This window comes from Butyrivibrio proteoclasticus B316, from assembly GCF_000145035.1.
Classification (GTDB): Bacteria; Bacillota; Clostridia; order Lachnospirales; family Lachnospiraceae; genus Butyrivibrio; species Butyrivibrio proteoclasticus.
The window spans coordinates 100,420-125,156 of the sequence record NC_014388.1 but is presented as its reverse complement, the minus strand read 5'-3'; the positions used below and the strand labels follow the sequence as shown (position 1 = coordinate 125,156).

Annotated in this window: 24 protein-coding genes; 1 reads left to right on the top strand and 23 read right to left on the bottom strand. The window is 38.5% G+C overall.

Going from position 1 to position 24,737, the window contains the following annotated elements; genetic code table 11:
* Positions 1–12: 12 nt before the first annotated feature.
* From BPR_RS15585 to BPR_RS15470, 23 genes are all read right to left on the bottom strand, one after another.
* Positions 13–1,500: a DUF2779 domain-containing protein gene (locus BPR_RS15585; RefSeq protein ID WP_013282439.1), complete on the bottom strand. Its 1,488-nt coding sequence runs from the start codon at positions 1,498–1,500 to the stop codon at positions 13–15.
* 1 nt (position 1,501) lies between these two features.
* The gene (locus tag BPR_RS15580) at positions 1,502–3,229 is read right to left on the bottom strand and encodes a PD-(D/E)XK nuclease family protein (RefSeq protein ID WP_013282438.1); all 1,728 of its coding nucleotides are present in this window, start codon (positions 3,227–3,229) and stop codon (positions 1,502–1,504) included.
* Positions 3,230–3,502: 273 nt separating this feature from the next.
* On the bottom strand, positions 3,503–4,780 hold the full coding sequence (locus tag BPR_RS15575) for an AAA family ATPase (protein WP_013282437.1): 1,278 nt from the start codon (positions 4,778–4,780) through the stop codon (positions 3,503–3,505).
* Between the two features lie 112 nt (positions 4,781–4,892).
* Positions 4,893–7,076 (bottom strand): MBL fold hydrolase, encoded by a 2,184-nt coding sequence (locus BPR_RS15570; RefSeq protein WP_013282436.1) that lies wholly within the window; start codon positions 7,074–7,076, stop codon positions 4,893–4,895.
* A 22-nt stretch (positions 7,077–7,098) separates the two neighbouring features.
* Positions 7,099–8,139 carry a helix-turn-helix transcriptional regulator gene (locus tag BPR_RS15565; RefSeq protein WP_242662259.1) on the bottom strand — a complete coding sequence of 347 codons (1,041 nt, stop codon included), beginning with the start codon at positions 8,137–8,139 and terminating at the stop codon, positions 7,099–7,101.
* A 71-nt stretch (positions 8,140–8,210) separates the two neighbouring features.
* Complete coding sequence (locus BPR_RS15560) at positions 8,211–8,612, bottom strand: hypothetical protein (protein WP_042258317.1); 402 nt, start codon at positions 8,610–8,612, stop codon at positions 8,211–8,213.
* 173 nt (positions 8,613–8,785) lie between these two features.
* The gene (locus BPR_RS20090) at positions 8,786–9,631 is read right to left on the bottom strand and encodes a tyrosine-type recombinase/integrase (protein WP_081441817.1); all 846 of its coding nucleotides are present in this window, start codon (positions 9,629–9,631) and stop codon (positions 8,786–8,788) included.
* Between the two features lie 122 nt (positions 9,632–9,753).
* Positions 9,754–10,830, bottom strand: a complete 1,077-nt coding sequence (locus BPR_RS15550; RefSeq protein WP_013282432.1) for a hypothetical protein — start codon at positions 10,828–10,830, stop codon at positions 9,754–9,756.
* A 24-nt stretch (positions 10,831–10,854) separates the two neighbouring features.
* Positions 10,855–12,984, bottom strand: coding sequence for a glycosyl hydrolase 53 family protein (locus BPR_RS15545; protein WP_013282431.1), 2,130 nt, complete (start codon positions 12,982–12,984; stop codon positions 10,855–10,857).
* Between the two features lie 505 nt (positions 12,985–13,489).
* Positions 13,490–14,608: an IS110 family RNA-guided transposase gene (locus BPR_RS15540; protein ID WP_013280040.1), complete on the bottom strand. Its 1,119-nt coding sequence runs from the start codon at positions 14,606–14,608 to the stop codon at positions 13,490–13,492.
* Positions 14,609–14,775: 167 nt separating this feature from the next.
* Positions 14,776–15,813 carry an alpha/beta hydrolase gene (locus BPR_RS15535; RefSeq protein WP_242662257.1) on the bottom strand — a complete coding sequence of 346 codons (1,038 nt, stop codon included), beginning with the start codon at positions 15,811–15,813 and terminating at the stop codon, positions 14,776–14,778.
* A 164-nt stretch (positions 15,814–15,977) separates the two neighbouring features.
* Complete coding sequence (locus BPR_RS15530; RefSeq protein WP_013282429.1) at positions 15,978–16,595, bottom strand: RpiB/LacA/LacB family sugar-phosphate isomerase; 618 nt, start codon at positions 16,593–16,595, stop codon at positions 15,978–15,980.
* Between the two features lie 27 nt (positions 16,596–16,622).
* The gene (locus BPR_RS15525; protein WP_013282428.1) at positions 16,623–16,970 is read right to left on the bottom strand and encodes an NUDIX hydrolase; all 348 of its coding nucleotides are present in this window, start codon (positions 16,968–16,970) and stop codon (positions 16,623–16,625) included.
* A gap of 95 nt (positions 16,971–17,065) precedes the next feature.
* Complete coding sequence (locus BPR_RS15520) at positions 17,066–17,941, bottom strand: CPBP family intramembrane glutamic endopeptidase (protein WP_013282427.1); 876 nt, start codon at positions 17,939–17,941, stop codon at positions 17,066–17,068.
* 184 nt (positions 17,942–18,125) lie between these two features.
* On the bottom strand, positions 18,126–18,596 hold the full coding sequence (gene tnpA / locus BPR_RS15515; RefSeq protein WP_013279565.1) for an IS200/IS605 family transposase: 471 nt from the start codon (positions 18,594–18,596) through the stop codon (positions 18,126–18,128).
* 178 nt (positions 18,597–18,774) lie between these two features.
* Positions 18,775–18,969 carry a hypothetical protein gene (locus BPR_RS15510; protein ID WP_013282426.1) on the bottom strand — a complete coding sequence of 65 codons (195 nt, stop codon included), beginning with the start codon at positions 18,967–18,969 and terminating at the stop codon, positions 18,775–18,777.
* Between the two features lie 14 nt (positions 18,970–18,983).
* Entirely contained in the window at positions 18,984–19,298 is a 315-nt protein-coding gene (locus tag BPR_RS15505) for a hypothetical protein (RefSeq protein ID WP_013282425.1), read from the bottom strand.
* A 72-nt stretch (positions 19,299–19,370) separates the two neighbouring features.
* On the bottom strand, positions 19,371–19,682 hold the full coding sequence (locus tag BPR_RS15500; RefSeq protein WP_013282424.1) for a hypothetical protein: 312 nt from the start codon (positions 19,680–19,682) through the stop codon (positions 19,371–19,373).
* A complete protein-coding gene (locus BPR_RS15495) occupies positions 19,672–20,292 on the bottom strand; it encodes an alpha/beta hydrolase (RefSeq protein WP_042258315.1) in 621 nt (206 codons plus the stop codon). Before BPR_RS15495 ends, BPR_RS15500 begins: the two co-directional genes overlap by 11 nt.
* A complete protein-coding gene (locus tag BPR_RS15490; protein ID WP_013282422.1) occupies positions 20,282–21,067 on the bottom strand; it encodes a CPBP family intramembrane glutamic endopeptidase in 786 nt (261 codons plus the stop codon). Before BPR_RS15490 ends, BPR_RS15495 begins: the two co-directional genes overlap by 11 nt.
* Positions 21,068–21,293: 226 nt before the next feature.
* Positions 21,294–21,983, bottom strand: coding sequence for a Type 1 glutamine amidotransferase-like domain-containing protein (locus tag BPR_RS15485; protein WP_013282420.1), 690 nt, complete (start codon positions 21,981–21,983; stop codon positions 21,294–21,296).
* 67 nt (positions 21,984–22,050) lie between these two features.
* Complete coding sequence (locus tag BPR_RS20085) at positions 22,051–22,674, bottom strand: DUF998 domain-containing protein (RefSeq protein ID WP_198408593.1); 624 nt, start codon at positions 22,672–22,674, stop codon at positions 22,051–22,053.
* An 82-nt stretch (positions 22,675–22,756) separates the two neighbouring features.
* The gene (locus tag BPR_RS15470) at positions 22,757–24,157 is read right to left on the bottom strand and encodes an RNA-guided endonuclease InsQ/TnpB family protein (protein WP_013282418.1); all 1,401 of its coding nucleotides are present in this window, start codon (positions 24,155–24,157) and stop codon (positions 22,757–22,759) included.
* A 229-nt stretch (positions 24,158–24,386) separates the two neighbouring features.
* Here BPR_RS15470 and BPR_RS21650 point away from each other — a divergent pair, with 229 nt between their 5' ends.
* Positions 24,387–24,578 carry a transposase gene (locus BPR_RS21650; RefSeq protein WP_408606969.1) on the top strand — a complete coding sequence of 64 codons (192 nt, stop codon included), beginning with the start codon at positions 24,387–24,389 and terminating at the stop codon, positions 24,576–24,578.
* The last annotated feature ends 159 nt before the right edge of the window (positions 24,579–24,737 follow it).

Sequence of the window (24,737 nt, the reverse complement as noted above, 5' to 3'; positions counted from 1 at the left end):
CATGTATCAATACTAATCACTAACAGCTTCTTTCAATTTCCCTAATACCTTTACCATTGCATAAGTATCAAGTCCGCAATACTTTAGCAGGTTGTTTCGTATCTCCTTGATCTCTTCAGGAGTATGTGCGGTCATAGTTGCAAAAGCGGCAGAAGCTTCCGAACCATTATGCACTCCATCAAGGTTGTGGTAGTCAAGCTCTGGATCCCCTGGACATAAAGCCGGTAACACATATTTGATTGAATAAGAACCTTGCATAGCATCGCAATAATAATGTCCCTTACTGAATGGAATCATCAGATCATGCATGTTCTCTCTAATATTCAATAAGTGTTCTTCCAGATCCGGAAATAAGTCTGCCAGCTTTTGAATAACGGTTCTTTCAAAAGACATGTTGTATGCCAGGCTACAAACATTCATTGGCATATCTTTACATAAGCTCTCAGCTAAAGCCCTCCTGGGATCAGTCCCCTCTTTTGCTAGAAATTCTTTATGTTCTAGCGTTCCGTCTTCCTGTTCAATATGTAGAGAATACTGGAATGGAATCTGAGCATAAGGAATTCCTCCTTCAAACTGTGGAACAGCTTCCTGATATGTCTCAAAATCCAGGTGGTAAATTGGATATGACAAGGTATTCAAGAATGCCTTTATTTCAGCCTTGTCTATATGGTCCGGCAAATTCAATACACTCGTCTCTACCTGCAGTTCCTGTCTGGAATTAAGCTCCGATTTATCTTTTAAAAGATCCTCATATGACACAATTCCCTTGTGATAAAGCTCATATTTCTTCTGTAATTGCAATCTGCTGATGTTAAACACAGATTTCTCCGGAATATGTCTGCTGCAATACTTCCAATATGCACAGTCGTATGGAGTCTGGCAGCAAATATCAATGTCTTTCGGGCGTTCATTAGAATCCATCACATATTCCCTGATGGCGGCAACATTCTGTTCTACAGCATCAAACCTAGTCTGAGCACTATATGTAAAATCTTCTACTGTAAATAAACCCTTAAGATCTATTTCGCCGTGTCTTACATATGTGTTGTCTATGTGCATATTGAAGACCTTTTTCACATTTATCCCGCATTTTGTGAGGACATAGTTCTGAAAGGCCATATCTTCCTCATATATTGGAGATACATGCGTTGAACTCTTTACTTCAACAATGTCCCATCCATCTCCGTCCTTATGTAGGATATCAACTGCACAGTATAGTCCATCATACAGAAAGCTGGCCTCAGCAATGTTTTCATTCCCTTCATCCATGAACTTACGTGTCTGATCACACATGGCCTGCTTGTCATAGGTGAATTCAACGAGTTTATATTCACCATAATATCCACGTGCTAAATCTCCAACCATAGTTCCATTTGCAAGAACAGTCTCCGGAAGGACATCCTCACCGACTTCAGGCTTATACTTATCCAGCCAAAGGATTTTGGGGCACTGGAAGCCTTTGCAATATTTTGATTTACTTAAACCTATAGTTTGTGACATATCAAGTTATCTCTTTAAACCCTTCGACGATGTACCCTTGTTCTTTAAGATGACCTATTAATGCATATATTTCATCTACTTGCCAGAATCTCCATACAAAAGCTTTTGTTCCGTCAGCTAGCTTTATCGCTAAATCATCATCATCTAGACACTTGGGGTCCTTAATGTCATATTTATATTTAAAATTCCTTTTTTTATTCGTTCCATCTGGTCTAAGATATGAGAAATATGCATTAGCAAAGTCATCAATATAGTCAATTTGGGTAACAGAAGCTGGCATTTTCGAGTTTATACGCCTAGAGGGCAAGTCTTTCACCGCTTTCTCATACATAAACATATCGCACTTCCAGCTACCGTTTTCATGATAATAATCATTTAATTCCTTGATAGCATCTTCCTGCCTTTTGACATCCGAACCAAGCGACTGAATATAGTCATTTACGATATCTCTAAAGAGCAGGCCTAAAGAGGGATGTTTATATGAAATATACTCTATATCTTCGCCCTTATGGTTATAGATAAATTTCCGAATAATCCTTGCTCCATTATCAGTCCTTACTAATTCTAATAAATCTTGCTTTGAAGCAATTGCATCCAGGCTTTCATTATTGGGAATGTCTTCGCCAATAAATCTATACAAGTTAGCTAACGAGCCCCAAAATACTGTATCTCTTTTCCTAAGAGCAAATTCTTCGTTCTGATCAAAATACGAGTTTAATACTCCGTAAATAACTTCTCTATAATTGCTATTATTCCATAGAGACAGAGCCAGCTTTTTCTCTCTACTTGATACAGCCATTATTAAATACTCGTCATTCTTATTTGATGACGATTCATCTGATGGAGATATCTTTGCCTGCCCAAGACATCGTATATATTCATTCATCCGTTCTTTTTGCTTGCCATTTGATGTAATAGCTAAAGGATCAATTACACCGTCCAGAAGATATTGATAATTTAGTGTGATAAACTCCTCAGAGCCTGCAATCGGAATAATATTCTTCTTTAGAACCGCTTCTTCAGATGCAAGGTATCCTTTTATGTCACGTGTTGGAAACGCATTTAGATAAACCAAAAGCATAAGGAGATTTTTGTCTGCATCTATTTCTTTAGTTACCCAATCTTGCCCAGTCTTATTTTCAACTTTTTTAAGTATCTTATTAATATCTTTTGATTCTTTTAGACTATTCGCATAAGCCTTGGTTTGATCGGTGTGTTCCGTACTATGGACTTTGTTCTCTATAACAATAAGCAAATATAATGGTTTTTTCTCTTTAAAAGCGCTACCTTCGAGTTTTAGTATCGAAAAAATATCTGCTCTTCTTTGACCAGAAAGGACCTGTTCTGTGGCAATTATCTGCTTAGTTATTTCATATCTTCCGAACTTTATCTCATCTAGAAATACCTGCTCATTACAACTGTTTAATAAATTTTTCTTTTCTGACCACAATCCCTGTTTCCGTAATTCATGCGTATCTGGGTCCGTATAAACCTTTTCTTTAAATAGACAGACTGTTTCCAATAATTTGCGCATAGGCGCACTTCCATAACCATGATCCCCATTCATATCAAGAAGCCATCTTATGAAACTACTATGCGGGTTTTCTTGACGGTCAACGCCTAAAATACCCATAATAGTCTCACTTGAATAGTACTCATACAATTCCAAATATGCAGGATCTTTTATTAGATCTAAATAATTCTTGTACTCTATGGAAAAATCCGCCATATTGCCTCCATAAAAGCTTGTATCATTTATCAAATAACGTTACTAACGTCACATATATTATCTATCATTCGTCAAACAAAAGCCAATAAAAAGTGTATTAAGGAGTATCTTCAGAAGCATCATAAATCAAAATAATGTACAATAATTTGTACACACCTTAAGACACTTTTTCCATTTGCTTTCCTTTCTTTCCTTTCTTTCCTTTTGCCAACAAACAAATACCCATAGCATCCATGTGTCACGCCTTTGTTTGAGCGACAGTTATTTCCGAATTCATGCTGATTGCTTTTTATATGAACCGCATATAGCTTGAACATCTGAATATATCAGGGTAGTATTCTTTACCAGCGAATCAGCAATACTGTCTAATAATTCTCGATTTTCTACCAGAAGCTTTTTAACTTCCAAATAGTTTTTCTCCAATACCATAGCCATAGCACGGTTTCTGTTTTCAGCAGCAAAGCTTGAGCTAAAATCATCCTGGATCCAGTTGTCAAAACCATACATGCATCTGTTGTCAACAAGCTTTTCTGCCTTATCAAATGCATGGTGAATATCACTGGTTGCTCCCATGTCTGCTTCACCAAAAATAAGTTCTGTAGCGGCTTTTCCAGCTAATGATGTCTTGATAATGTTTTCGTTATAGTCACTATAAAAATCTTCTTTTTCTTCTGTCCGTAAATATCTGACAAAGCCATAATCACCACTTTCAGTTTGTCGTATTGAAATTATACTTACACTACCTGGGTCTAAAACTTCTGCTACAACCGCATGTCCAGATTCATGATAAGCAATTCTACGCTTAATCTCTTCTGGAAGCTGCTCTTCACTTTGTGGTGCTTCAAAGATTACATCTAAACAAGAATCAATTATGTTTTGCATATTTACCTTATTTTGTCTGTTAAATGCAGCTTTCATTGCTGCACTGTTAATTACATTCTCCAATGTAGCGCACGATTCACCATTCAACATCCTTGCGATTGAAACCTCGTCCAGATCATCGCAATTCTCAGTCTTGTCAAGGTAATGCTTAATAATCTTCACTGCTTCACCAACTTTAGGTATACGTACATGAATCCTCTTCCCCAGCCTTCCAGGTCTTTGCAACGAATCCGGGACTTTCCTCATATTATTGACTGTTGCAATAACAAAAACATCCATCCCTTTTATTTCATCCATGCAGGATTGAACAGCAACGAATTCTTCCGCATCGCAGTCTCTTTCTTTGTCTGAGAACTTATCAAGATCATCTAAAAGAACAATTGAGGGTATGTTTTCTTTTGCACTCTGAAAAATACCATTTATTGTTTTTATAAAATCCCCATCAGTGGACTTTTTTCTACATACATAAACAGATCTGTTAGTGGATTTTATAATGCAATTTGCCATGGTAGTCTTACCCGTACCCGGCTTTCCACTCAGAATCAAGCCTTCATTGATGCTTGCTCCAATTTTTTTATACACATCATCGTTATTCAACATGTCGCTGATAATACGCAATTCCTTTTTGATATCTTCATATCCAACTATTTCTTCAAAATAATCTTTCATTTTTCTTTTCCTTTCTCATGTATCACTTGTGTACCTTTACAATCACATAATAAGAAAAGCAATGTGCCATTTTTAGCACATTGCCTATCTGTAACAAAACAGCGTAATATTCTCAATTCTCTTTTTTAGATTTGATAATACTAAAATCCGTGATATGGTACATTGCTCTCATATACTTCAACTTAGCTTCATTATCATTCATAACATCTATCACTGACTGGTCAATATATGTATGGAATCCGTCTTCATCATCTGCTAACATTATTCCTACTACCTTTTTTATTTCTTCATTTTTAGTAGAATCATATAATTTTGAATAGCCCCTGTCGTCACTGTCTTGCGAATATTTTAATGGTTTAGCAAATTCAAATCTATATTGACTTCTTGGACTAATAAAATCATTCATGTAGTTTACATAAAAGAATATCTCCGTTATTATGCCAATCATTCTGTTCTTTGCTTTTAATTCCACAATACTAATGGTATCGTCTTTAATACTCCAAAGATCAATCGCTGAATGGCCACATGTAAAGATTGCGTTATCTTTACTTTTTTCATTGACAAACAATCCCACTGGTAACTGGCGATAAACGTCAGAATCTATAGTATCCCCTATGATTTCCCTTAGTTTTTGCTTTTCTGCTAACTTTGATTCAATAAGATTTTCCTTATTACTATTGTCCTCAGCATCCTTAGTTGGCGGATTATTCACAAAAGAAATATCCTTTTTACTTAGATAGTCATTAAAGTCTTTTACAATCCCTTTAAGATTCTCTGTAAGGGAAAACCACTTATATTGTTCTTGGAACTTAATAACTCTATATAAAAATCTACATATATGACCATTCCCAGCCGCTGTATATTCAGAATCATTTAGGCATATCTCACTTATTGTTTCCTTATCCACATCTAAAACAACCTCTTTGTTTTCTTTAGCCCTAATTGCGCATGCCCATCCTTCAAACGCATTTGAAGCCGTCTGCATATTGTCTTCTTTAATAGTTTTTCCGTTTAATTTTAAAATCACGCAATTGCCACTATCATCCCTAGTTATTTTTTTTGAAAGTCTTAGTTTATCCATATATCTTCCATCAAATTCCTTTGTTTCTCCATCTTCAATAGAAATCTGATTCTTAAGATTATCTAATCCCTCCGATTTTTCTGTATGTATTACAATCACCTTCTCTGATTCCACCATCTCAATAAAGCTTTCAAGATCATGTTTTGTTACGTGCCCAGAAGAATGGATTACCCTTAAGCATCCCTTAGTGCGAGCCATATCTGTTAGTTCTTTAAGCTTCCCTTTTTTCATATAGCCTGACCACATGGAATAAATAAGGACTGTTTTCTCTGGATATTCTTCTAGATATTTTCGTAGCAAAGCCTCATGATCTGCCTTACTTGCACGAATCATCATGATAAATCCCTTATCTTCCATGCCTGCATCAATGTTCTTACCATATGTAGTCTTGGTCCTAAATAAGTACCTATCCGGAAGCCTCTTCTCAGCTATCTCAAACAGAGATTTCTGAAATTCATCTATAACAAAGTATTTTCCTCTAGGATAGTTATCCATACGATACCTATCAACGCTATCTGAAATATCTTTAAATCTATCAAAGTTGGTTGATGAAAGAATGGTAAAGCAGTACTTATTCTCATAGACACAATTCCGCATAAATTCTTCCACTACTTCTTCTGTATACGCTTTGTTCGCATTTTCTTTTCTGGATAACGTAGTCCCTTCTGTGATCAAAAGGTCTATCTTCCCTAACTTTTTTACACTTGAAAGAAGTTCTTCTCTGTACAAGCCATGCAGCCTAAAATCTCCAGTATGAAGTATTTGAAAATTGTCAGCCTGTATAAGAAACATGAAGGACTCAGCAGCCGAATGATCTGATAATATAGGCATTATCCGCAATGATCCTATTGTTATTTCATTTCCAGCGACAAGTTCATCTATTCTGTCTATATCGACATCAGCAAAGAAATGTGGATTATACCCTTTATAAGCTGCTATAACATCTTTAGCAAAACCTCCCATATACACCGGTATATCAGAATTAATTCTTCCTATTTCTCCAACGTGATCACCATGATAATGAGTAAACAACACAGCATCAAATGCACTTTTCCCTTTAGTCAGCCCTATAACATCCAGTTCCTTAGCATCATCCTCTGGAAGTGGGCTACCAAAATCAATAGCTATACGAGTGTCTTTGTATGATATCTCTGTACAACATCCACCTATTTGTTCAGATCCTCGATAAACAGTTACTCTTATTTTATTATCCATATTACTTCCCTACACAAGCTTTTCAGCTATACTTCTTATAGATCTGATAAGCAGCTTTCTTTACACGTTCTCTCATACTATCTGGACTTAAAACTTCAGTATTCTGTCCATATTGCATAACCCAGTAGAAAAATGCATTCGGATTACATTTGAGATCAACTATAATATCATTGCCTTCTCCCAACGTTACCCGGAAATCTTTTCCAAAGTTATCAATGAGTGTGTCCATGAGGTACTCGTTGGCACGCAGTTTTATATGCTCACTTTTACCTGAAAACATATAAACATGCTCTGAAATATAATCTGAAATATTAAGTCCATTTTCTAAGCCTTTTACGTTCTTCATAGGCTTACGCGGATCAGCAAGTACCTCAACATCAACAATTCTGTCCAGTCTGTAGTGAGAGATATCATCATATACATCATAATTGCCAATAAGGAAATACTTTCCCTTGTTACTGATCATCTGATAAGGACTCACTACATATCTGATATCTCTTTTAAGATGCAGCTTAAAATCAATCCCATACTGAAGATAAGAAAAAGAAATCTTCTTTCCCTTGGATATAGCTGTATCAATGGCAGCTATAGAATCCATAACCTTCTGATTTTCAGTATTTTTCCCGCTTGAAACGCTATGAATATGTGAAACATGGGATTTGAAATACTTATTTGCATATTTTTCAAGTTTCTTTACAAGTAGGTGCGCTTCCCTATCAGAAATGGCATTTGATGAAAAAATACTATCTATCAGAAGTCTTAACTCTGCATCAGTAAAATCCCTGCTTTTTAGGAAATACCCTTTATCATAGCCAATTTCGTATTCCATCTCCTGAAGAGAAACAATATTGTTTTTTATCGCTCTCCGTTCACAACTTATCCCATAATTACTATCCAGAAGATCTATAATATCCTGCTGTAGCAATCTGTGATCGCTATCAGAATATTCCTTAAGAATATCCAGAATCAGCATATTTAACATTTTCTTAGATCCGGTACCGTACATAGAACTGTCCTCCGGGTGATTTCTATAATTATCCTTATTATTAGGTGCATTCTTCATGATAATTTTACAACCTCCAACACGCTATATTGCGCATTTTCAGCTTTTTTAATGCAATGTTTATAGTCCGTTTAGTCCTTTTCTTCAAAAGAATACCCCTCATTCTGAATGATGGTTATATACTGCCTATCTGGAATTGACGGTTCACTCGGAATCCTAAGTTCCCTAATATTGTCATATTTCTGAACATATTCCTGAAAATGAAATCCTTTCACGATATTTATAGCTTCAATCTCAGCAATTCCATACTTTTCCTGAAGTTCTATACGCAGCCTTCTTCTTTCACCAATGTCCTGGCATCCATTTGGAGGAAGTGCCTGTGCCCTGTTGTAATATTCTTGACAGGCTTCAATGGTAAGCCATTCTCCTTTATGGTTTTCGAGTTGGCTCTTTAACTTAGCAAGTTTCTTTTCGTAGCTATTCTTGGATTTCTTCTTGACGGGCTCTTCGTCTTCTTCATAATAATTTGCCATGTGTATTCTTCCTCTCATTAGGGCAATACAAAGTCACCCTATTTCTTAGGTTCAGAATACAGATGATAATGTGCCTTTTTTGGCACATTGCAATAATTCGTGTTCTAAATAAATAAAGTGCCTGTCGCAGTGAATACATCTTCACAGCGGCAGACACCTAGCTTTTTTCGTTTCTACGCTCCTAGTTTTCCGATTTGTAACGCATCAATAATTTTGTTCTTATATGCTTCATTTTCGAGTTCATCATACCAAATTTCGATGAGCTTATATCCTTTCCCCTCAGCAAAACTCTTCTTATACTCATCTTTTTTCTTCTGATACTCGAAACCTTCTTCAGTAACATGAAACCTTGGAATAAATGATCTATGCTGCTCTCCTTGAACCTCAATAAGTATTCTTTTTCCGATTATCTCAAAATCATATGGCATAACATAACCAGTATCAGGATTAATACATTGTAAAGTATCACGTTGCGTTTTAAATCTGATGGAATTCTTTTTTAAAAACGTCTCAACTATAATCTCCCCAGATAACTTGATACCATCACAATCATGTCCGGATTTTTCCAAATAATCATAGTATCTTGTTCCAATGTTCTCATATCCCAGATAATCGCAGATAGTTTTGAGCAGCTGTTGAACCTGCCTTTCGCATACATCAAACAGGATATCATCTTGTGTTTTTCCATTTTTGTCCGCATATCTCTGTAGGTATTTATAAATCGTTTTGGGAACTGTAAAAACTCGCTTCTTCCCTGTTTTCTTTTCCACAATATTGAATCTGTACCTGTTCCCATCCGCTATGATGTCGCCAAGTTTCAAGCTGAGGATATCTTCTATTCTGAGGCCCAGATTTGCCTCAATCACTAGTGCTGTTGCAATCCTTACATTAGGTCTAAAGCCGGTTCCACCTTCTCTCATGGTTTTAATGATCTCTTTGTACTGCCTTTTGCTTAATTCTACAGTCGTCTTATTCACATTATCCCTCCTACACAATACAAACAAAAATCCGGATACCATGGTCTTTTCAGTCCATTGATATCCGGATAATCCCTTAACTATTATGTATTTCGGATCATCTGCTTTATAGTATTATACATCAATATATCTTATTATCCAGCGGTAAGCGGTAAAAAATTCTTTTAACCGCTGATTAAAGCGATCCATATCACAAAATCCTTATAAACTTCTGAAAACTCTTTTCCATAGACCATTTCTGACATGGTCATGAGATTTTTATCAAGATTATCCATAACCGTGTCCAGGCCATAAGTCTCTACAAGATATGCTGTTATGCAGCCTGCCTCTTCGTATGAACAGTCATTTGCATGCATATACTGCTGCATTTCATCAGTTCTTTCAACAATGGCGAGTTCAACATTTTGGTACTCCTGACCAATATATGCTCCATTTGCATAGACTAAACCATTGTAAAGATAAATATCCTTAAGCTTAATGGCATCTTCCTCAGCATCCCAAAAGTCAGTATTTTTGAGTTTTTCCAAATATTCCTCCGGTGCTCCAAAATTTGCCTTTTTACACATTCTATTTTCGCAGACCAGCATTGATATATACTCAGCAATTCCTTCCGAGGCAAAATTAGAATCCGGCTTTTCCTTAGTATATATAAAAGTAAGGTAATGCACATATTCATGCAAGAGCGCATATTCAGCCTGTTTCCAGTCGCCGAACACTTTAATAAAATGGCTTACCGGGTGGCAATATGCTCCGGCAGTAGCGGAAATCTCCGCCTTGTTGCAAAAATCTGTATAGATTACGACCGGCTGAACTTCTTCGCTAATATAATCTTCCAAAGCTTTTCTGGCATCCGCATAGTCCTGATCAATCATTCCCAGGACTTCTTCTAATCCTGCAAAAAAGGCTTCTTCACCCATAAGTTCAATATCATCTGCTGCAAGATACCATACCGTAGACTCAGTCCTTACTACATAAGGATACATCTTCTTTTTTTGCGTATCTTTTGTATCATTCTCTTCTATAACAAAACCTGCCACAAGTCTGCCAGCTTCTGTAGCTTCTGTTACTTCTGTTGCCGCTGTAGCTTTTGATATTTCAGTAGCTTCTGGAGTTTCAGTAGGCCCGCTGACTTCTGCCTCGTTTGATAATGTCGTATCTACACTAGTAGTACGTGCACATCCGGCCATACTGATCGCAGCGGCCATAATAATTCCCCAAAATCTTAGTTTCTTAAACTTCATAGTCACTTTCCTTGTAGTCTGATATTATTTCTTTTCAAGCACGAAGTCGTCGACTGTTCCCCAGCTTCCTTTGTTGACCTTGTAGTGGACACCAATTTCTACAGAATCGCCATCTGCAATCTCTATGTCATCGATCACCGGATTCTTCCACTCTGCCCAATTAGTTACCATAAAGGACTCGGAATAAGTCTTGCCATTAACTAGCGCATAGAGAATAAGCTCGGAGTCGTCTGTCATGTCGCCGCCCTGAGCAAAGCACTGAAGGCTGTATGTTCCTGCAGATAATCCGTCTATCTTCTGGAATAACTTAAATTCTGACTTGCCATCTCCTGCCCAGAAATGTAGTGCCTTTGTTCCCGTGTGAGCATCGTCTGCTTTGTCCTGATAGTCGGTTATATCAGACCCTTCCGCTCTGACCTCCCACATGGATGTGTCGTCCTCTTCAAAGCTTGGGTTCAATACTGCATTTGGAAGATTGACTTCTATGTAGCAGGTGAGCGCACTGCCATCATCTACAGTGCCGCAAATCTCATATTTTCCTGCCACCGAATTGTCTATCTTGGAAGCAGCTTCTATGTCCCAATTAACTGCAACGTCTTTATTCTTGGAAGTATCGTTATATATTACGCTAACTGTCTCAGGAAGTTTAACTTCTTCTCCTGTGGTAAAAGACAAATATACATCAGGAACTGCATCGATTCTAAGCTCTGCATCATGTCCTGTCTTTACATACTTGAAGGTATTAAGTGATGGCAGTGGATGTCCGTCAAAGCTAAAGAGCGCCTGATTCTCCCAGGAGCATCCGCCGTAGTAAAGTCCTGCGTCATCTGGGTCATATTTTCCTGCGTAACTACTTGCCCAGCCGCTTCCGTAGGTCTCCCAGATTGAAGAGTTATCATCAGTAGCGGCACCAACAGGAAGCCATACACCTTCCCAGTAGAAAATTCCCAGCGCACCTGCGTCACTTGCCGCTGCCATGGTGTCGCGAAGCATGTTGGCCTGTCCCTGCACTGTTGCAGGATATCCGTCCACTATATCATCCGTTCCGGATACGCTATTTCCGCTTCCATCACCGTCCACAGCTGTATAGCAATAAGAAGTCTCCGCAAGAAATACCTCTTTTCCAAACTCATCTCTTATCATCTTCACTACGGACTGCATGTTTTCAAAATCGCCGTCCCAGAAAGGATAATAAGAAAGGCCGATATAATCATAGTCAACCCCGGCAAGCCCCAGGTTTGTTACCCTGTTTTTAACCTGCTCGTTATCCTCGATGTTTGTGTAATGAACAACAATCTTAATATCCTTGTCAAAAGAACTAGCGGCTTCTCTTACAGCCTTGCTTCCCTCACTAAGAAGCTTTGTCACATTCGCCTGTAGCGACTCTCCGCTCATTCCGTAGTTGATCTCGTTACCAATCTGCACCATTCCAACATCAACGCCGTTTTCAAGGAGCATGTTAAGGCACTCCAACGTATAATCGTGAAGTGCAACACTCTTTTCATTTACACTCATGCCTTCCCATGCCTTGGGAACAAGCTGCCTCTTAGGATCTGCCCAGAAATCGGAATAGTGGAAATCAATGCAGACTTTCATTCCATACTCTGTAGCTCTTTTTCCAAGGGCCAGCGCGGTCTCAATGTCATTGTTTCCGCCGCCGTAACCATAGCCTTCCTCGTTATAAGGGTCGTTCCACACTCTCAGTCTGATGTAGTTAACTCCTGCCTCAGAAAGAGTCTTGAATACATCACACTCTTTTCCCTCAAAATCATAGTAGCGAACTCCGCTGTTCTCAAGGACCTGCACAGATGATGCATCCATTCCGCAGATAAAATCATCAGATATTCCATCAATCTTTTTAACAAATACATCCTGCGTAAGATCAAGGTCATCCTGCGGTGTCACACTGTCGACTTTCTCCTTTGGAGCAGCATAAGCACGCTCAGACTTCTCAGTGCTTTCATCTGAATTTTCTTTTGCATTATCAACGGTCTCGCTGTCTGTAGTCTCATTTGCATTGGCATTATCAATGTTATCGGTATCTGTAGACTCATTTACTACAGGCGCTTCTGTACTCGTAGTATTTCCGCATCCTGCCATAGTGACTACAGCCGCCATGATAACTCCAATATATTTCAGTTTCTTAATCTTCATAGTCGTTCCTTTATCGTCTTCCTGTCTTTATGAACTGAATCAATTCCTCAATATCGTCAAAATCATCATAGTAACTCAAAAGCTGATATGTAATGACCTCCTGTCAAGCAAAAAATGACTGGAATCACCACAAACATATTTAATTGTTGCTGAAGGCACCTTGAAAGAGCCTCGGGGTATCAGTTCCCGGCATTGGCCACTCTGATATACGTGGATTGGTTACCGACAGGTCAATGGTCCGCCGTGAGCTCTACCGTCTAGTTGCGTGGATCACAAATTTCTCTGTGCCAACATAGTTTTATCGTAGATAGCTCTAACCTTGAAATGGCCGAAGCCCTTTCAAGATGTCTTCAGTTGGTACTTGTTGGTGGCCAGATGTAAATGGCGTAAGCCATCTTACATCTGCTTGATTACCCGCTATAACAGCGGGGTGAAGATGTCAAGGCTGCGAAGCACCGCCCACGGCGGCTTGGCCTTGATATCGGAGGCGCGATGTTATACCTGATCATGCTATATTATCGGTTATCATGCCCCACATGAAGCAGGCAAGTTCTCTTGCTATTGCAGTTTTAGCCACATTGTGTTTCTTGCTTTTACCAAGAACCATTTTGTAAAACTTGCGTCTTAGCCTTTCATTAGCTTTATCAGCATATGCAATGACTTGAGGTGAGTTGCCAATCTGACGGGATTTAAGTGCTTTTGATTTATGTCCGATTTGTCCTTTGCTGTATGACTGGGATGATTCTATAAGAAGCTGTCTAACATGACGATTTCCGGCTTTTGTGATTCCAAGCCTTGACTTTTCATCACCACTGGATTCTTCACCAGGCACAAGTCCAAGATATGCAGCAAACTGATTGGCTGATGCAAAACGTTTGAAATCACCTACTTCAACCAATACAGATAGTGCTGTGTGAGTTTGAACCCCGATGAAACAGCAGAGTTTTTTAACAGGCTCTCTGTATTCATCTTTTAAAGCAAGTTCTTCTATTCGCTTGTCTAAACGTTCAAGCTTATCTCTCAAGTTTATGTAGGTCAGCAGATATTCATCGAGTATTTCTTTATACAGTGCCTCAGGCTTTAATGATTTTAACCAGTTCACATGAGCTTCTGTCCAGTGACTTTTTCCTTCATAGCGATAGTCGTGGCGAAGACAAAACGAAAGTATTTGTTGCTTCACTTTCTTGAGTGCAAGCTTATGATCATCTCTCATACGGAGAAACTCTTTTGTTTCTTCATCTGTAGAAGTAGGAACATGAACAGGACTGTAATTGTGCTGAGCCAGACATTTGCCAATCAATTCAGCATCACGTTTATCAGTTTTAATTCTTTTGCCACTACGCGGTTCAAGCATAGTGGTTGGTGCAAGTATCACACAGTTAACGTTATGATTAGTTAACTGATGATATAAAGTATAGCCGAGACATCCGGCTTCATAACCGCATATAAAGTTTGTATCATTTCCGTAGATGGTTCTAAGGAATTCCAGATATTTTAGGACTTCCTTGTAATCAGCGTGGGTGCGCCTTGTATGAGACGCCTTCTCTGTTTCGATTAAATAATCGCAGAGAGTAAAACTTTCCTTATGTACATCCATTCCTACGTAAACTGTGATATTATTCATTTAGTGACCTCCCTTTGTATGCGGTAATCCCTGTTACCATTGACTCAACATCTTTAGTATACAGGTAAATCCACGTTGCTACATAGTGGAGGTCATTACATATTGTCTAGTTCTAATCTGATATTCCACTTCCCATAGTCAGTTATGTCGGAATATTAGATACTTCTCTATTTCTGCGTTTCCGCTATTTTGTGTACCATCTCCGAGAATTCTTTTGAACGTGATTCAAGCAGTCCATGAGTTGCATTTTTCATAACAAACATTTCTTTTTGGGGCGCGTTAACAGCATCGAAGTATTCGCTGGCAAGCTCAAAATTTGTCTGATAATCCATGTCTCCGTTTATATTGTAGTAGGGTACTTTGTAATCGTACCTGCCTAACAATGACAGCTTTGACAATTCGTTTTCCCAGAAAGCCAGATACGGCTTGAACCCTTTGCTGCCTTTTCTCAGATATCCGATATAATCCTTTATCGTATAGTTTGGATTGAACAGCACTGTAGTAAAGGTATTGTAATCCGTGCCATCTTTCATCATGCCATAGCCATATCTTTCCATAGTAGCATTTCTCGCATTCAAAGCTTCCATCGAGTATTCGTTGTCAGGAGACCATTTGGCAAGTATTGCCTTGCCCTCTTCATCGCCATTACTCCATTTCTGTGCCGCTTCGTAAAGTCTTTTTTCATTTTCCATAGGATCTATGAATTGTCCTGCTCCAATAAATGCTTCGTAGTATTCGGGATACTTTAATGCTAAGTTTGCGCCATACAGTGATCCCCATGAATGCCCAAGAAGAGTAATCCTTTCCTTGTCCATATATCCAAGCAGGAATTCAGTCATTTCCTTGCCATCCTGAATCATTAAATCTGCGGTTATAGTATCTGTCTTTGAACTGGCATAGCTTTTTCCACAGCCACGCTGATCCCATGTTACGACTGTATAAACATCACTCCACTTTCTAGTGAACGCATAATCTATGGTACTAGTAGCAGAACCCGGTCCACCATGAAGATACAGCAAAACAGGGTTATCCTTACTCTGTCCGTAGATATTTATCCACTGCTTCGTGCCGTTTATATCTACATACATTGATTCATTTATGCCGCCTTTGGGAGTCCTGCTATTGATCATTCTGCCAATGAAATGTGCTATTAAAACAATAGCGATAAAGGAAACAATAGCAATACCCGTTGCTTTCAAAAACATTTTTACTCTCCGCTTCATTTTGCTCTCTCTTGTCAATTATGTGTTCTAAAATGCTCATGATACGTTATCCCGACGTCCAATCTACTATAAAAGAATAACATGTTTCTAACTTGTAGGGAAAATCATTTGTCTTTCTATCATCTCCCCGACAAGCCTGAATTGGCTTATTTTATTAAATCAGCTATTTCTTTCTTCCCATATACCATTACGTTCTGAATTACATCCTTTTTCCTCTTGATTGATTCAAGCAATGATACATCCAGCACATTTATGAATTCTTCAAACTGAACCTGACCTATTCTTCTTATTTCTTTAAGCTTCTCAGTATCTTTTATCTTTCTCTCAGCCTCACTTATAGGATATCCTTGCCCAAATGGTTCTGAAAAAAGAGCTTCTATTGTTCTTTCAAGATTCTCAGTACCTGACCATGTATAATCTTCACCTAAGGGCAATGATATCGCATTTCCATTATTAATCTGAGCAAACAAATAGGCATCTTTCGGTGTAGGTGCGTATCCACAAATGACGCCTGGTATACTGTTACAAGCAAGCATCATCCCCTGTCCGGAAGAACAGCCCGTAACAATGAAATCCACAGCCTTACTTGCCAGCAATATCCCTACAAGAATAGAAATCTCTATATAAGAATAATTCTCATTTTCTTCCATCGTGCAGCCAAAATTTATAACCTCCGATTCCTTTGGAGCATATTTTGATACAGCATCATATATTATTTGATTTTTAGCCGCTTGTGAACTAGCTTGAATAACTCCGATTCTCATTATTTCCCCTACAAATACCGATTGTATTTAATAAAACTCAGTTAACTTTCTGTCCAGTTCTCTGATTTCACCAGAAGTAATTTCTCTTAATAGCTTTATTTCTTCAATCTCTTCTCTATCGATTCGCAATTCTTCTATTTGCGACAAATACTCTTTTCCTAAAGATAAGCCATAAATAGCTCCATACTCTTCTCGGATCTTATCACTAAAGTAATCTGGCTGTATTTCAAAGTGAGCAAGCCCCAACCATTCCGGATCACAATCTATCCCAAGTTCCTCTTTTGCTTCACGAATCATTGTGGTCCGTAAATCCTCGCCCGGCTCTGGACAACCGCCAAATATTTCCCAAGCTTTTCTCCAATGATTAAATCCCATGAGATAGTCATCCTCTATTTTTACAACAAGAAGACAAACTGTCCTACATTCTTTCAATCCCTATTATACATATACCCAATGTGTATCGAAAATCATTAGTTTTTTGCTACATCACGCTTCTTTTTTCTAATGAACAAAACATAAACCACTATAACCACTGCATAAGCCATAATAGCTATAATCGATGATTCTATTCCAAAATCTCCACCTGTAATGAGCATAGATTTTGTCTTAAGTACATAGGTATATAGAGCTTCACCACTAGGTGCAGTATCTATATGCATTATTCCAAAAGTTGTGGCATTCCAACACGCATGTACCAAAGCGTTGTTCCAGAAATTATCTGTATAAGCGCAGATAGATGAAAACATAACTCCTACAAAAGTTCCAGCAATCACGAGCTGAATAAAACTAACCAAACTCATGCCCTTAGAAAAATGGATCATACCAAAGATCACCGATGGAATCACAGCCGCTGCTACTGTATTAGTCTTTTTCTCAAGTAAGCCAAATATAACACCTCTAAAAGTCAACTCTTCAACTATTCCAGCCGCTATGCTCTGAAAAATGAGTGCTCCTACTACTATTCTGATCTTTTCACCGTTAGATAAAGTAAGCGTTGTCCATTCCCCTGGCATCATCATATATATTGCTATAACAATAGCCGGAAGTAACACAGCAGTAATAATACAAATCATCTTAATTCCAGGCTTCTTTATTCTTATACTATCTATGGATATCTTAAAAAACTTTTCAATCAAAAGCTTCTGCCCCAAAAAAGCTAATACCACATAAGCGACAGCCTGACAAACTATCGCAACTACTACAGGCAATTTTAAAAGATCTGCTGGTATTGCGGCAAATTGCGAAAATAGTTGTGCGGCAACCATAATTAAAAGTGCCACAAGAATCCCAACAACTAACTTCCACCATGGTAATTTACTATCTGTTTTCAAATTAACGTTCCCCATAAAACCTCCCCTAGAAGTATTAAATACAACTATAGCTTGTTTTTGCGCATAATCAGAACCACCGGCTTAGCCGGTGGTTTGTTCTGGCCCTATAAGGGCCTGTTGCCGGCACTGAGTCTAAAGACTCGCCGAATGGTTCGCCAGCCGCAACATCATTTTCCTACAGAGCCCCCTGGGCTCATTTTTATTTGTTTTGCTTTACCGGCTCACCCGTGAACGGGTCAATATACTCTTTTAGTGTCATTTGGTCGTACTCTAAATCCTCTTTTAACTGATTCTTTATGTACTCCTCAATTTTCTTTGCATTCTTACCTACAGTATCTACATAATAGCCTCTGCACCAGAAATGTCTATTGCCGTACTTATACTTGAGATTTGCATGCCTCTCAAATATCATAAGCGTACTTTTTCCTTTCAAGTAGCCTACGAAGCTTGATACACTCATACTCGGCGGGATCCTTACCAGCATATGTATGTGATCTGGGCATACTTCTGCCTCTATAATTTCTACACCTTTCCTCTTGCATAATGTACTGAGAATATTTGCTATATCCTGCTTGATCTGACCGTATGCAACCTTTCTCCTGAACTTAGGTGCAAATACTATGTGGTACTTACACTCCCATTTTGTGTGTGATAAACTATTCATGTCCATTTTGGACTACCTCCTGTGATTTTACTTTGGTTGGCGAACCGTAAGTAATTCTATCACGGGAGGTTTTTTACTGTAAGCTGAAGCAGCTGTTATCCCCCTGCAGAGCAGGGGGTTTATTAAAAGATGCTACACAAATAAAGGCATTTAGTGGCTTTTGGCCCACTAAATGCCAGTCCTTTTAAGCTTTTAGCCTTTTGGGATCCTTGGCATAAAGCTCTATATATCCGCATTCAGAGCATACATAGCAAATAACATCTGCCCTTTTTTCTGAATCAATGATACCGTTCCTCTTATTCTTCAGGAATAGTGGATATATATTGTTGCCAGTAAGTTCTGCCTGGATCATCTCACACTCACATTTAACACATTTCATTGCCTTCTCTCCATTTATCTTCTTCCAAAAAGTTTTAAAAAGATCCCTTTCTTTGGCTTTTCTTCATCAGAATACTCATCAATCTCTTCAGGAGCTATCTGTGGTATCTCTATGATAGTATCCTTATCCGGATATACATTAAACATATCGAAAAATCCAAGCCCGTGTTTAAAAGCAAGCTCTTTTACTTTATTTCCAGCTTCATCTGCAACTGACCAGGCAAAAGCCATATAGATAAGATCCTCATCTATGCAGTAATCCGTAAGTCTTTTCTCAAGATTCGGATCCGCTTCAAGAGATGCATCATCAGGAGCATACTTTCCATTCATCGGAGGAAACTCTTCCTTAAGCTCAAAATAGTTTTGGAGCCTTTTCTTTTTCAAAAACAAGTAAATTAGCACTCATATCCTATTCTCCCAATCATACTTAAATTCAAAGCCATCTTCCGGCTCTCCGATATCATATCCAAGAACATTGGTGAGCTTATCTTTAAGATTTTGATACCATTCTTCCCAGATGTCTTGTGGCATCTCGCCAGCAATCTGTATCCCGCTTGGTTCAACAGAAGCCCAAAGATCCACGCTTTCGCCTTTCCAACAAGGGCCATTATCATTTCCTACCCAGTATGGCATAGATTCATAAACTTTACCAATCTTATCCCAAACATAGTCTGGAGCTGTATAGTGAATGTTAAGATTTACATCAATATTCATTTTTACCTTTCCTCTTATCAAGCAGCCATCTATTTCTGAATTCTGTTTGTTCATCTGTATGAAACCAGTGCTCTCCATTGAGCATTACTGTTAAATCAGCACCTACTGCTTCTGCAAATGTCTGCATTGTTTCTAACGATTGCAAGTGATCTTTTTCACCATATAAAATAAAAGTAGGTACATTCCATACTATTGGATGATTTCTTACCCATACAAGATAATCCCATGAGAGGACTGCACCATCAGAAAGATGGATTGTGCTTTTAGCTTTTAAATCATCTTCTGATACATTTGCATACTTCATCATGTCCTGTATCAAGCGCTCCATATCTACAATAGGAGAAACAAAAAACGCCTTTTGGATCATCACACCTGCACCGGAAATCATCAGAAAATAAGCTCCCAAACTGGAAGCAAGAACAGTAATAGATGTGTATTTTTCAGATAACCTTATGAAATACTCTTTAAACTCACTTTCTGCTTCCCACGGATTATCTGATTTATAGTCAAAGCCGAATGTATCATGATCTGGAAAAAACGACTTAAACTGCTCTGAAGCAGAGGCTGTGCCGCCTTTCCCATGAATGTAAATTAATGCTTTATTTGCCATTGTATATCCTCGAATGTATGAAAAGCCCAATATATTGTTTAAGCTTCCTAATTGTTTTAGTAGCAAGCATAATAGCGATTACTATAATAACAACTTTACTGAAATAGCCTACATATTGATTACCTCCAGTTACAAGTTGTGAAAAAACATTAATCAGGGAATGCGTCATTACACATATCCAAAGGTTATTTGTTTTCACATATAACGCTGAAAGAATAAAGCTATTTACAAGTAAACCAATTAAAAATGGGATCACATCAGCATGTGTTCCATCAAGATAAAAAAACAAAAAATGCCATAATCCCCACGAGAAAAATGTGATTATCGTAGCTAAAATGTAGTGCAGCCTTTCCTGCAAAAGCGGTTGAAACAAGTATCTCCAGCCAATTTCTTCTATACCACCTAGTACTATATGCTTGAAAAACATTATGATCGGCAGATACCACACTCTTATTGATATCCTCCCTCCGAATACAACCGGAAGAAAATCCAAACATAAGAACAAAATCATCCAACTGTAATTTAGAGGGCTTTGTTTTATCCTGAAGAAATCACAGATTACGGTTTTAAAACCTGTATTTCGATATTTTATTGAAATAATGGCTCCCCATAACGCTGAAGAAATACCACCAATTGCAATGATGATCCATCCTAACGGTGTGGCATACCCCACCTCTACTCCATATCGTCTTAGTACAAAGGCAATTACGCATACGACGATAATTTGTCCTAATGCTCCGACCAAATAGAGCGTTAGTGCCTTTTTGTTATTCATACCATTTCTATATCCTTTTTATCTTCCGGTTTATCGTTCTTTCTTTCATTCTTTTCATACTCTTTAAGTGCGGTATAAGCTGCATCTGCTTAGGTGAAGTTTTTCTTATTCTCATAAAGAAATGCTCTTCATCTTCTCCTGCTCTATAGGCACCGTTTTTGATCATTACCTTCTGTGACGCTACATTATCTTTGTTAACGCGCAGATAAACTTGAATTTGCGCATATCATACAATACCACCATCGCTAATGACAAAATGCTCTCCCATTAATTCTTCCTTACCATCTTCAGAATATAGATAACTTCCGTCAGGGATTGCAATAAAAGTATACCCCATGCTATCCGGATACGTAATATCTTCAAAAAGTCTTTTACCATCTAAGCAACTGTCTTTTGTATCTTGGTAATGAGGAAGCAGCTTGGTTTTTGTAAGACCCAATCCAGGAATGAAACGCACATAATTAGGATCTAATGATTCGCCATCTAGTTCCGGCTGTGCATAAACTTCTTCCGCGCTATTCATGCTTCCGGCGCTAATTCCGAAAATCACGCCATCAAAATCCTCAAGGAGTTCCTTTAACCTTATCTCACCAAAGAATCGATTTTGTGTTGGAACATGGCCTCCTCCCAAGATAATAAAATTGCTACTCTTTACCAACTTCGCAGCATCGTTTTGATTCCGTCTATCTAAAACTGTATAAGACTCAAACTCCATTCCTGAAATCTCTGCCGTATATTTTATTCCAAATGAAAAACCATCTGTTTCATCATAATCATCCGGTGATGCAGTTATGAAAAGCCCCTTATTATACTTATGCATGGCCTTCTGCATTCGGTTGACAAATTCATTTTCCGTGTTAAAAGGAAGTCCCCGTCCTGTGAAAGGGCTGCTTGTCAAAAATAAAATTTTGCTCATATATACATCTCTCCTTAAATACCGATTGTCTTAGTCAATAAAAGTTATGAATTCATCTCATTTGTTCTTATTCCTCTTGTCTGTCAAACTTTCCAGACAATAAATACACTCCTAGCACAGCATTAAAGATAACTGCAGAAAATGTACTAAGTCTTTCAAAAATACCAAAGACAGCCTTTGGGAAAAGTCCTGTTCCTACAGGTCCGAGAACCATCGCACACAGACATGCAATTGCCCATATCCCCAGAGATTTCACGCCTTCATGCTTGGCACTAATAGAAATCATTATAAGTGCTGCAAGAGATAGAACAAAAACTAATACAGTAACAATTAGATGGCACAAATTCTGAGGATTAGTATTAGGTTCATCAGCAACCCAAGGAAACATTGTATACCCAACGCTGCAAATCCATTCCATACCAGCGAACGAATATATACCGAGCTTAAACAGTTTTGACTTGCTTCCGGAAATTGCTACACACACTGCCATAATGGAAACAACAGCGCAAGGTCCAAATAATGCGTTAAGTCTCGTTGCCAACTGTAATGAAGGAGCTCCCTCTGCCGTAAGATCACTGACTGCCATACTCATCCATTCATATCCGGGGTACGCTAAAGGCGAAAATACTACCATTGCTGTATATGAAAGTAAGCTAATCAATCCAAATATACCAAGTTTTCTAAGATTCATTTCATACCCCCTTCTTCCCATATACTCTGCAAAATTCTTCAATGAACTGCCCTCACCGACTCCACGTCGGAAAGGGTTTCTGTTATGCCGCATGGCGGCATGAACCTGTAGGATGCTCTATGCATCCTGCAGAACAGGGCATGTCCACTATGCCCCTATCCCATTGGCTTACCTTTGGGAATACTTTCCTTAAAATGTTTGCAGCTCCATTTATGTCTGCATTTGTTATTGTACCATCGTAGTGCCTGTAAAGTCCTCTCTGTATCCTCTTTCCTGAGAAAAAGTGGTTTCCTGAACTGTTTTTATACACAGGGATATAGTCTTTTGCAAGATAGTCTGCCTTTGATGTGTAGCTTTCTTCCGTGAGAACAAACTTTATACCATATTCAGCAAGTTTGTATCTGAGCATGTCTGCAAATATCAGCATTGGTATCTGCACAAAGTTCTGGTTATTGACATGTCCTATACCTATCTCCTGCTTCTGGTATGTATTATGTCCCATCACTACTACATCTACATGGTTATCCCTTGCATGGACTGCAAGCTGTCTGCTCACCTTATGAAACTGATCCTTTATCCTTCTGTTCCTCTTTTCAGTAAGAGCATTCATCTTTCTTGTCCTGTACCTGTTGTTACATGTCATGGCACAGGAAGAGAGTCTTTTCATCTCTTTGTTGTAAAACTGGTTGATTGACTTGATCACGCCTCCCTTTATCACAAATGGTCTTGCGCCAAAAGAGTTCGCTACAGCAGCTATGTTGTCTGTTCCTGGATCGATAGCCATCACCCTCAGGTCCTTCAGATCCGCTACCTCTGAAAGCTCAGTGAGGATATCCTCATCAGCCATGGGGATTATCCCTTTATCAGGCACTGAAAGGACTACATCCAGAACAAAGCTGTTTCCGCTGGGCTTTATACGTACTTCCTTAAGGCACACTTCTTCAGGGAGCTGGCCAAGAGACAGCCTATCCTTTGTCCCCGGTAACTTTAGATACCCATCCTTGATCCTGCATATCTGATTAGTCAGGACAGCTGTCTTGAATGATCCCTGTGACATATATCCCGGCATCTTGGAGCGACCAGTAAATGCCCCAGGATTCCTGCCATATACTTTTACAGCTTCAAAGAAAGACTTATAGTCTCTGAGAAGAAGTTTCAATATCTGCTGATTAGCCTGTGACGGAAGGGCATAGTATGCCTTATCCCTTGTAACCTTTAGCAGATGATCAAGGGCATTATATGAGAGCCATTTGCTGTCACCAAGATATTTGGTTCCCAAAAGGCTATCCCTAACGAGCCTGTAAACCATCATCTGATTTGGGAAAAGAGGCTTGAACAAAGCCATTGAATCTACTGCAGACGAATACTGCCTTAAGATGAAATTTGCCCTGTTGTACAGAATGGCTGATGATCTGCAGATATCCCTGCAATAATCATAGAGTATGTGGTTTTGGTTTATCCTGTATTGCCTTGTTCTGTACACGGTTGTAAATTCCTTAGCAGTATTCTATAGCTAGTATTATAGCACACTTTTCAGAAAAGTGCAAACATATGTTCTCTTTGCATAAGGAGTAAATTTATGCAGAGATCGATGCTGGAATCAGATATTCTGAACGAGTACAGAAGAGGCTCACATTCCGTATACAAACTCACATACCATGTAATTTTCGTGACTAAATACAGAAAAAAAGTAATCACAGCTGTCCAAAGAAGTGCGAAATACATATAGAACACACCTTGAGAAATACCTATGGGGAGATTCACCCTTCTGGAGTGCAAGTTACTTCTGTGTCACTACCGGAAGTGTTTCTCTTGATACTGTCAAGAAATACATTGAAGATCAACGAACAGAGGAACACAAACGCAAATACATTAAGACGGGGAAATACAAAAAGAAAAGCTAGTGCGATTCATCCCACAACCGACTTCATCGGAAGGGGTTTTCTCGCACGATATTTATAATCTTCATACAGGTCTCACTTTCAAAACTTACAATTTTTTTCTTTTTTGAAAGCAAGCAAAAAGCAGCTACCTCGATTGAGATAACTGCTATGTAACGTTCA